Annotated in this window: 9 protein-coding genes and 1 pseudogene; 3 read left to right on the top strand and 7 right to left on the bottom strand. The window is 69.9% G+C overall.

Going from position 1 to position 9,078, the window contains the following annotated elements:
* Positions 1-239 (top strand): hypothetical protein (locus ACIRP7_RS38850; RefSeq protein WP_403669562.1); only part of this gene is annotated, 239 nt, incomplete at its 5' end.
* Between the two features lie 430 nt (positions 240-669).
* Positions 670-1,737 carry a tryptophan--tRNA ligase gene (gene trpS / locus ACIRP7_RS38845; RefSeq protein WP_403669559.1) on the top strand — a complete coding sequence of 356 codons (1,068 nt, stop codon included), beginning with the start codon at positions 670-672 and terminating at the stop codon, positions 1,735-1,737.
* Between the two features lie 80 nt (positions 1,738-1,817).
* On the opposite strand, the gene proC is transcribed toward trpS, so the two are convergent.
* The 7 genes and pseudogenes from proC to ACIRP7_RS38810 form a co-directional block, all read right to left on the bottom strand.
* Complete coding sequence (gene proC / locus ACIRP7_RS38840; protein WP_352388012.1) at positions 1,818-2,630, bottom strand: pyrroline-5-carboxylate reductase; 813 nt, start codon at positions 2,628-2,630, stop codon at positions 1,818-1,820.
* A 116-nt stretch (positions 2,631-2,746) separates the two neighbouring features.
* Complete coding sequence (locus ACIRP7_RS38835) at positions 2,747-3,532, bottom strand: ABC transporter permease (protein WP_403669556.1); 786 nt, start codon at positions 3,530-3,532, stop codon at positions 2,747-2,749.
* The gene (locus ACIRP7_RS38830; protein ID WP_403669553.1) at positions 3,529-4,344 is read right to left on the bottom strand and encodes an ABC transporter ATP-binding protein; all 816 of its coding nucleotides are present in this window, start codon (positions 4,342-4,344) and stop codon (positions 3,529-3,531) included. The genes ACIRP7_RS38835 and ACIRP7_RS38830 overlap by 4 nt, the downstream gene beginning before the upstream one ends.
* A gap of 155 nt (positions 4,345-4,499) precedes the next feature.
* Positions 4,500-5,278, bottom strand: a pseudogene (locus tag ACIRP7_RS38825) (class I SAM-dependent methyltransferase).
* Between the two features lie 224 nt (positions 5,279-5,502).
* Positions 5,503-6,015 carry an EamA/RhaT family transporter gene (locus tag ACIRP7_RS38820; RefSeq protein WP_403669550.1) on the bottom strand — a complete coding sequence of 171 codons (513 nt, stop codon included), beginning with the start codon at positions 6,013-6,015 and terminating at the stop codon, positions 5,503-5,505.
* Positions 6,016-6,059: 44 nt separating this feature from the next.
* Positions 6,060-6,341 (bottom strand): peptidase, encoded by a 282-nt coding sequence (locus ACIRP7_RS38815; protein ID WP_403669592.1) that lies wholly within the window; start codon positions 6,339-6,341, stop codon positions 6,060-6,062.
* An 87-nt stretch (positions 6,342-6,428) separates the two neighbouring features.
* Complete coding sequence (locus ACIRP7_RS38810) at positions 6,429-6,755, bottom strand: SH3 domain-containing protein (RefSeq protein WP_403669547.1); 327 nt, start codon at positions 6,753-6,755, stop codon at positions 6,429-6,431.
* Positions 6,756-6,937: 182 nt separating this feature from the next.
* On the opposite strand from ACIRP7_RS38810, the gene ACIRP7_RS38805 reads away from it, so the two are divergent.
* Positions 6,938-9,034, top strand: coding sequence for a PQQ-binding-like beta-propeller repeat protein (locus ACIRP7_RS38805; RefSeq protein ID WP_403669544.1), 2,097 nt, complete (start codon positions 6,938-6,940; stop codon positions 9,032-9,034).
* Positions 9,035-9,078: the final 44 nt, after the last annotated feature.

Genomic DNA, 9,078 nt, shown 5'->3' with positions numbered 1-9,078 from the left:
CTCAAGGAACGGACGCTTCCTTTGTACTCACCCTCTCGGGCTTTCCTCCGGGCAGTTTCCCTTCGGTCTTGCGTTTCCGACTCTATCAGACCGTTACCGGTTCCGATTTCCTCGGCGCTTTCCAGGTTCCCGCTCTCGCGTTTCCCTTTCCGGCGGTTCCGACTCTATCAGATCCTTTCGGGCCTGATTCCCAGTCAGCGGGCTTGTCTTCCCGGCTGTTGGGCCGTTCCGACGAGTGAGACTTTAGCGGATTCCCGGCGCCCGAGCTAATCGGGCGGCCACCGTCCTTTCGAACGTGGATTCCTCATTTCGCGAATACGCACGCCAATACAGCGACGGCAGACAGATCGACTGTCGTCGTTTGTTGGCTGGTACCTGCGGAATGGCTGTCCGGGGACCGACCGGGGTCGGCGCTCACGTCGGACAACTCGGAGAACACTACGTACGGGGCTGGGGAGTGTCAACTCAGGTCCGGACGGCTCCTCTGCGGCGTACGCTGGCAGGCATGACAACGCGTACGTGCACCCAGCAGTGGTGGGCCGCCTGACGGCGGCCGTGAGCACGTATGCACTCAACGGCCGCCGCTTCGGCGGCCGTTCGCGTATCTCCCTCCAGGACTCCTGAGGGTCGGCCGGCCAGGAGCGGCGGTCTCGACCAGGAGGTGGAGAGATGACGCGGGTCTTCAGCGGGGTCAAGCCGACGGGGCATCTGACGCTGGGGAACTACCTGGGAGCCATGCGGCAGTGGGCCACGGTCGACCAGCACCGGGCGGAGTCGTTGTTCTGCATCGTCGACCTGCACGCCCTGACCGTCGACCACGATCCGGCGCGGGTGCGTCGGCTGAGTCGGCAGGCGGCGACGCTGTTGCTGGCGTCGGGGCTGGATCCCGAGGTGTGCACCGTGTTCGTGCAGAGTCATGTGGACGAGCACACACGCCTGTCGTACGTGCTGGAGTGCGTGGCCACGGACGGTGAGATGCGGCGCATGATCCAGTACAAGGAGAAGGCGGCTCGGGAGCGGGCGCGGGGCGGGAGTGTGCGGCTGTCGCTGCTCACGTATCCGGTGCTGATGGCCGCGGACATCCTGGCGTACGGGGCCGACGAGGTGCCGGTCGGGGACGACCAGGCGCAGCATGTGGAGCTGACGCGCGATCTGGCGGTGCGGTTCAACCAGCGGTACGGCTACACGTTCGTGGTGCCCCGGGCCACCGTGCCGAAGGTGGGTGCGCGGGTCATGAACCTCCAGGAGCCGACGTCGAAGATGGGGAAGTCCGACGACTCGGGGCCGGGGATCGTCTATCTGCTCGACGAACCGGACGCCGTGCGGAAGAAGGTCATGCGGGCCGTGACCGACAGCGGGCGTGACGTCGTGTACGACCGGGAGGCCCGGCCAGGGCCGGCAAATCTGCTGGAGATCCTCGCGTCCTGCACGGGTGGGAACCCATCGGAGCTGAGCGGTGTATATGAGTCGTACGGCGCCTTGAAGAAGGACACCGCCGAGGCCGTGGTCGAGGTCTTGAGGCCCGTGCAGGAGAGGCACAAGGAGTTGTGCGCGGATCCTGGCTATGTGGAGGGGGTGCTGCGGGATGGCGCGGAGAAGGCTCGGGCGATGGCCCGGCCGACCGTGGATGCCGCTTATCGCGCGATCGGGCTGCTTCCGGCCGCTTCGGCTTCGGATACGGCTGCTGTGGATACCGGCGCGCTCGACAGGGGTGTCGTGCTGAACGCTGCTCGGTAGGCACGGAGGGGGCGGCTTCGTTCGCGTGGTGGCCACGAAGGGCGTGGTGGACGCGGCGGGGTGGCCGCCCCCGGTGGGGGTCAGTCCTTCTTGCCGGAGGCCAGGGCGCGGCTGCGGTCGCGGGCGGCTTCGAGGGCGGCGATGAGGGCGGCCCGTACGCCGTGGTTCTCGAGTTCGCGGATGGCGTTGATGGTGGTGCCCGCGGGGGAGGTGACGTTCTCACGGAGCTTCACCGGGTGTTCGCCGCTGTCGCGGAGCATCGTGGCGGCGCCGATCGCGGACTGGACGATCAGGTCGTGGGCCTTGTCGCGGGGCAGGCCGAGCAGGATGCCGGCGTCGGTCATGGCTTCGACCAGGTAGAAGAAGTAAGCCGGTCCGGAGCCGGAGAGGGCGGTGCAGGCGTCCTGCTGGGACTCGGGGACACGGAGCGTCTTGCCGACGGCGCCGAAGATCTCCTCGGTGTGGGCGAGGTGGTCGGCGGTGGCGTGGGTGCCGGCAGAGATGACGGACATGGCCTCGTCGACCAGGGCGGGCGTGTTGGTCATGACGCGGACGACGGGGGTGCCGGTGGCGAGGCGCTCCTCGAAGAAGGAGGTGGGGATGCCGGCGGCACCGCTGATGACCAGGCGGTCGGCCGGGACGTGCGGGGCGAGTTCGTCGAGGAGGGTGCCCATGTCCTGCGGTTTGACCGTGAGGATCAGAGTGTCGGCGGTCTTCGCGGCCTCCGGGTTGGTGACCGGGGCGACTCCGTAGCGATTGCGGAGTTCTTCGGCTCGCTCGGGGCGGCGGGCGGTGACCAGGAGGTCGGCCGGGGCCCAGCCGGCGCGGATCATTCCGCTGAGCAGGGCTTCGCCGATCTTGCCGGTGCCGAGGACTGCGACTTTCTGGCTCATGCGGTTCAGTCTGGCACCGGGGTGCGGCGGGCAGGGTGGGTGTCCGGTGGGCGGGACATGGGTCTGGGGGTGCCAGCCTCTGCGTGGGAGGGCGGCCGGCTCCTTGTGGTGCGGTCCTATTCGGTCCTGCGCCTCAGTGTCGCCGCTCCCAGTCCCAGGACCAGCAGTGCGCAGCCCGCCACGATCAGTGCGTCGCGGACGAAGGTCGCTGTCATGTCCGTGTGCCTGAGGACCTCGTTCATGCCGTCGACGGCGTAGGACATGGGCAGGACGTCGGAGAGGGTCTCCAGGACGGGGTGCATGTCGTCGCGCGGGGTGAAGAGGCCGCAGAGGAGGAGTTGGGGGAAGATCACGGCCGGCATGAACTGGACGGCCTGGAATTCGGAGGCCGCGAAGGCGGAGACGAACAGGCCGAGGGCGGTGCCGAGCAGAGCGTCGAGCAGGGCGACCAGCAGCAGGAGCCAGGGGCTGCCGATGACGTCAAGACCGAGGAACCAGACGGCCAGGCCGGTCGCGAGGGCGGACTGGATGATTGCGAGAGCGCCGAAGGCGAGGGCGTAGCCGGCGATGAGGTCGCCTTTGCCGAGCGGCATGGCGAGGAGGCGTTCGAGGGTGCCGGAGGTGCGTTCGCGCAGGGTGGCGATGGAGGTGACCAGGAACATCGTGATCAGCGGGAAGATCCCGAGGAGGGAGGCGCCGATGCTGTCGAAGGTGCGCGGGCTGCCGTCGAAGACGTAGCGCAGCAGGAGCAGCATCAGGCACGGGATCAGGATCATCATCGCGATGGTGCGGGGGTCGTGGCGGAGCTGGCGCAGGACCCGGGCCGCGGTGGCAGTGGTGCGGGAGAGGCTCAGGGCGCTGGTGGGGGCCGGCGCGAGACCGGTCGGGGTGGTCGTGGTCATCGCGTGTGCTCCTTGGTGCGGCTTGCCTCGACGGCCTGGTCGACCAGGTGGAGGAAGGCCTCCTCGACCGTGTCGGAGTGGGTGCGGGTGCGGAGGGCTTCGGGGGTGTCGTCGGCGAGGATCCGGCCCTCGCGCATCAGGAGGAGGCGGTGGCAGCGCTCGGCCTCGTCCATGACGTGGGAGGAGATGAGGAGGGTGGCGCCGCGGCGGGCGGCGATGTCGTGGAAGAGGTTCCACAGGTCGCGGCGCAGGACGGGGTCGAGACCGACGGTGGGTTCGTCGAGGACGAGGAGTTCGGGGGTGCCGAGGAGAGCGACGGCGAGGGAGACGCGGCTGCGCTGGCCGCCGGAGAGGTTGCCGGCGAGGGAGTCGGCGTGGGTGGTGAGGTCGACGTCGTCGATGGCTCGGGTGACGTCGGAGTGGCGGCGGTCGGCGGCGGCGCGGCCGGGGGCGAGGATCGCGGCGAAGTAGGCGAGGTTCTGGCGGACGGTCAGGTCGTCGTAGACGGAGGGGGCCTGGGTGACGTAGCCGATGCGGGTGCGCAGGGCGGGGTGGCCCGCGGGCCGGCCGAGGACATCGAGGGTGCCGGTGACCTTGGCCTGGGTGCCGACGATCGAGCGCATCAGGGTGGACTTGCCGCAGCCCGAGGGGCCGAGGAGGCCGGTGATCTGACCGCGTGGGACGTCGAAGGCGAGGCCGCTCAGGACGGTGCGGGGGCCTCGGACGACGGTGAGGCCGTCTGCGTGGACGGCGGGGCTGGCGGGCCCTTCGTCCGTGGGGTCGGTGGGTGGCCCGAGCTCTTTATTCATCATGCGATGAATAATCCTCGGGCGGGTCCGGGCCGTCAAGCGGTCCGTGTACTTGTGCAGGGGGAGGTTCAGGCGGGGACGGGGGCCGGCGGCCACATCCCGTGCAGCCGCGTGGCCTTGCTGCGCCTGCGGCTGCCGAAGCTGTCCGTGGCGCGGGGTCAGGTGTTGAGGGCGACCAGCAGCTCGACGTCGTAGGTCTCCTCGACGGTTCCGTCGGGGAACTGTTCCAGCAGGATCCCGCGCTCCTCGGCGAGGAAGGCGCTCGTGTGTTCCTCACCCGCGACCAGGAACAGCGAGTGGCTGCCGATGTTGGCGAGGTGGGTGTCGACGGGCACGCGGCGGCTCCAGCGGGCCACTCGGTGGGTGAAGTCCAGGCGGCCGCTGGGGTCGGCCAGGGCGGACCGGGCTCCGTTGCCGTTCACCTCGACGGCCGGGTGGGCGCCGTAGTCCTTGAAGTGCTCGGCGACCCGGTCGACCTGACCGGCGATCCAGGGGACGTCGAGGGCGTAGGTGTTCCACCACAGGGCCAGCGCACCGCCCGGCCGCAGCACGCGGCGGGCTTCCGGGACCGCGCGGGCGGGGTCGGTCCAGTGCCAGGACTGGGCGTAGGTGAGGAGATCGGCGGAGTCCGCGAGGAGGGGGAGGTCGTTGCCGTCGCCCCTGATGATCGGGATGCCGGGGTGGGTGCGGCGGAACTGCTCGGCCATGCCGTCCCCGGGTTCGACCGCGACGACCTGGGCGCCTCGGCGTGCAGCAGCGCGGTCGCTATCCCGGTGCCGGCTCCTACGTCGGCTACCCGGGCGCCGGTGAGAGGGTGCCCGGCGAGCTCCTCGATCGCGTCGAAGAGGGCGGGCGGGTAGGAGGGGCGGTTGGCGGCGTACTGGGCTGCGGCGGTGTTGAAGGAGTGGGCTCGGGTGCTGTGGAAGGAAGCGGCCATGGGGCCATGGTGGCCGGACGCGGATCGGGGCGCGGTGGGTTTACGGTGAGAGAACCGGTAGGAGTGGGGCCGGAGTTGCGGCGATGGGCGACTCCGCCGCGGGGGCCTGCCGTCCAGGGGTGACGGGGCGCTGGGGCGCGGGGCGCCAGGGCGCTGGGCGCTGGGACTGCCGACTGATCTCGGCCCGGCTCGCGGCCGGATCTCAGCCGGATCTCAGCCGGCTCTCAGCGGCGGCGCTTCTTCTTCGAGGGGTTGCCCGTGCGACGAGCACCGCGCTGCTCGTGCTCCCTGCGTGCGGCCTCGTACTCCCGCCGGTGCAGTTTCTCGCCCGGTGCCTCCGTGAGGGAGCGGAAGAAGTACGCGAGGAGGGACCCGACGAACCCGATGGCCAGGAGGCCGCGAAGGGAGGCCTGGCGGTCGGGGTCGGGGCGGTTGCCGAAGCTGTCCCAGGTGTTGCGGAAGGCCAGCGCGCTGCAGATCGCGAACATCGCGATGACGAGGACGGTCACGAAGCTGCCGGTGTCGGCGATCTGGAGGCCCTCGTAGGCGAAGCGGAGGATCAGGCAGGAGGCGACGGCGCCGGCGAGTGAGCCTGCTGCTGCGCCCACGCGGCGGAGGGCGTAGCCGTGGTCGTGGTGCACCCAGGTAGTGCCGAAGAGGCGGAGGGGTTCGGGGCGGGGGCCGCCGCCCTCTGGGGAGCCCGCGGGGATGTCCTGGGTGCCGGATTCGTCGCTCACGGGACGATTATTGCTCCGGGACGGGGGCGGGCTCCCTTCGGGGATCAGGAGCAGCGGTCGGCCACGTAGCCGTCGCTGCCGGTGTTCACGTACGCGTCCGAGACGTACTGACTATTGCTGATGTTGTCCCAGATGTTCGAGGTGCCGTACGGACCGGTCACTGTGGAGCCCGGCGTCTGGCAGTAGATGTGGACCATGGAACCCTCGGGCAGGACACGGACGACGCTGTAGCTCGTGCCTGGTCCGCTGCGGACGTTCAGCTCGTAGCCGGGAGCCACCGGGTAGTAGCGGCCCGTCACGGCCTCGGCATTGGCGGCGCCCACCATGAGGAGGGCGCCGGTGAGGCCTGCGAGCATGACGGATCTGCGTTTCAGGGATGTCACTTGTGGATCCCTCCGGGATGGGTGACCAGGTCAGCCGCAGCGCGAGGCGACGTAGCCGTCGCTGCCGGTGAGTACATAGGCGTCCGAGGCGAACTCGCCGTTGGCGATGTTGTCCCAGATGTTCGAGGTGCCGTACGGGCCGACAACCGACGTCCCCGGCGTCTGGCAGTAGATCGCGACCTGTGCGCCCTCGGGGAGGACGCGGACGATGCCGTACTGCGTGCCCGGGCCGCGGCGGACGTTGAGGCGGTACCCCGGTGCGACTGAGTAGTAGTGCACGGCCGCCGTCGCCGCAGCGGCTGTTGTGGCGGACTTGCTCTCGCCGCCCTCGACTTCTTCCACGTGGTCAACAGACATGAAAATCCTCCCCCGTTGCTCCCCATGACTGCCATGGGGTCCCGTTGATTCCCCTAAATCACGCCATGAAACACATGTACGCAACTCGCACGCGGAGACTAGCAAGCCGCCTCTGTCCCGTACGAGTCATCGACTAGGCTCCGTGCGTCGCGCGCGCGGACGATCAGCACGGGGGTGGTTCCATGGCGCCACAGGGCAACACCGGAGCGGGCGCGGAAGCGGAACTTCCCGAGTACGCCGGTCACTACCGGCTGGAGTCATGCCTCGGGTCCGGCGGGATGGGCGTCGTACACGTCGCGCGCAGCGCCTCGGGGATGAAGCTCGCGGTGAAGGTCGTACATTCCGAGTTCGCCAAGGACCCGGAGTTCAGGGGGCGCTTCCGGCAGGAGGTGGCCGCGGCGCGGAAGGTGAGCGGGGCGTTCACCGCGTCCGTCGTCGACGCCGATCCCGATGCCGAACGGCCCTGGATGGCCACGCTGTTCATTCCCGGCCCGACCCTCTCGGACGAGGTGAAACGGAACGGGCCCATGCCTCCCTCCGAGTTGCGCCGACTGATGGCCGGGCTCGCCGAGGCGCTGCGCGACATTCATCGGGTCGGGGTGGTCCACCGGGATCTCAAGCCGAGCAATGTGCTGCTCGCCGAGGACGGGCCCAAGGTCATCGACTTCGGTATTTCTCGGCCAAAGGACAGCGAACTTCGCACCGAGACGGGGAAGTTGATCGGGACGCCGCCGTTCATGGCGCCGGAGCAGTTCCGGCGGCCGCGGGAGGTGGGCCCCGCCGCCGACATCTTCGCGCTCGGATCGGTGATGGTGCACGCGGCCACCGGGCGCGGGCCGTTCGACTCCGACAGTCCGTATGTCGTGGCCTACCAGGTCGTGCACGACGAGCCGGACCTAGCGGGCGTACCGCAGAATCTCGCTCCGCTCATCGTGCGGTGTCTCGCCAAGGAGCCCGAGGACCGGCCCACACCGGACGAGTTGATGCGGGAGCTGCGGTCGGTCGCGGCCTCGTACGACACGCAGGCGTTCATACCGGCACAGCGCACGGGTGATGTGCCGGTGCCCGAGCAAGAGGCCGCAGCGCGGGTACGGCGGCCCGAGCGGCGTCTGCGCAGGAACGTGCTGCTCACCGCCGGCGCGCTTGTCCTCGTCGCGGGCGGAGTGTTCGCCTCGGTCCCATTGCTCGGCGACGGACAGCACGCGCCGACGGACAGCACGCCGCCCCGGGCGGGGGCGTCCGCATCGCGCGCCTGGGAGGCGAAGCCCATGGCCGGGGGCAAGGGCACGCCCCGGTGCTCGTACGGGGCGGGAAAGCTGTTCTGCGTGCGGGCGGGTCTGGTCTTCGCCCTCGATCCGACCGACGGCAGCCTGCTGTGGCGGCAGTCGGCCGGCACGAACCGGTGGAGCGTTCCGCCCGTCGTGTCCGGTGGCCTTGTGTTGCCGTTGGCGGATTACGGCAACCGTCTGCAGGCGCTCGATCCCGCCACGGGCCGGACCCGCTGGGAGCGGAAGGTGCCGGCGTACGACGGCATGTGGTCGGCCGGCGGCATGCTCCTGGTCACCCGCACGGACGGGACGGTGACGGGCGTGGACAGCGCGTCCGGCGACACCAGGTGGAGCAAGGAGATACCCGGTCACACCACACCGTCGTTCTCGACGTTTCCGGGTGACCCGCTGCTGTACGTGACGAGCACGTCCGTCGACGAGTCGAGCACTCGGATCACCGCCGTGGACGCGGCCACGGGGCACGTGCGGTGGGACGAGCACCTCGACGGCGCTCTGACCCCGATCGGTTCCGAGAACGGATCCGTGTCCTTCCTCTCCGTCGATCAGGTCTTCGACTACGCCACAGCAGTCGTCCGCTTCACCCCCACCTCCGGAGCGACCCGGAAGGTGGCCTTGCCCGTGCCTCGGCAGGGCGCCGAGGCCGCTGTGCACGACGGTGTCGTCTACGTACTGGCCGCCGCCGGAGCCCTGGAGGCCATCGACGTCGACTCGGGCCGGCAACTGTGGCACCTGGAGACGTCCGTGAGCCGGGGATCCGTCCCGGTCTCCGACGGCAGTCACGTCTTCGTCACCGCTTCCGACGGGAGACTGCTCGCCGTGGACGCGCGCAGGGGAACGCTCGCCGGGCAGACACCGGCACGGCTCGGCGCCGGCGGGGGCGATGTGATCGCCACGCTGCCCCGGCCCACCCTCGCCGATCACCACGTCTACGCCACCGCCCCCGACGGCACCGTCTTCGCCGTGGACGCCCGCGCCCCCTCGGACTGGTAGCGCACCAAAAAACGGGGCCGCCCCCGAAGGGACGGCCCCAGGTC

The organism is Streptomyces sp. NPDC102270 (genome assembly GCF_044766405.1).
Lineage (GTDB): Bacteria > Actinomycetota > Actinomycetes > Streptomycetales > Streptomycetaceae > Streptomyces.
Note: the sequence above shows the minus strand (reverse complement) of the source record. Positions and strands in the feature narration are given on the sequence as shown.

What these genes read in the sequence shown, in the direction of transcription:
- trpS (WP_403669559.1), top strand. Translation starts at nt 670, where the DNA reads ATGACGCGGGTCTTCAGCGGGGTCAAGCCGACGGGGCATCTGACGCTG.
- proC (WP_352388012.1), bottom strand. Translation starts at nt 2,630, where the DNA reads ATGAGCCAGAAAGTCGCAGTCCTCGGCACCGGCAAGATCGGCGAAGCC.
- ACIRP7_RS38835 (WP_403669556.1), bottom strand. Translation starts at nt 3,532, where the DNA reads ATGACCACGACCACCCCGACCGGTCTCGCGCCGGCCCCCACCAGCGCC.
- ACIRP7_RS38830 (WP_403669553.1), bottom strand. Translation starts at nt 4,344, where the DNA reads ATGATGAATAAAGAGCTCGGGCCACCCACCGACCCCACGGACGAAGGG.
- ACIRP7_RS38815 (WP_403669592.1), bottom strand. Translation starts at nt 6,341, where the DNA reads ATGGTGGGCGCCGCCAATGCCGAGGCCGTGACGGGCCGCTACTACCCG.
- ACIRP7_RS38810 (WP_403669547.1), bottom strand. Translation starts at nt 6,755, where the DNA reads ATGTCTGTTGACCACGTGGAAGAAGTCGAGGGCGGCGAGAGCAAGTCC.
- ACIRP7_RS38805 (WP_403669544.1), top strand. Translation starts at nt 6,938, where the DNA reads ATGGCGCCACAGGGCAACACCGGAGCGGGCGCGGAAGCGGAACTTCCC.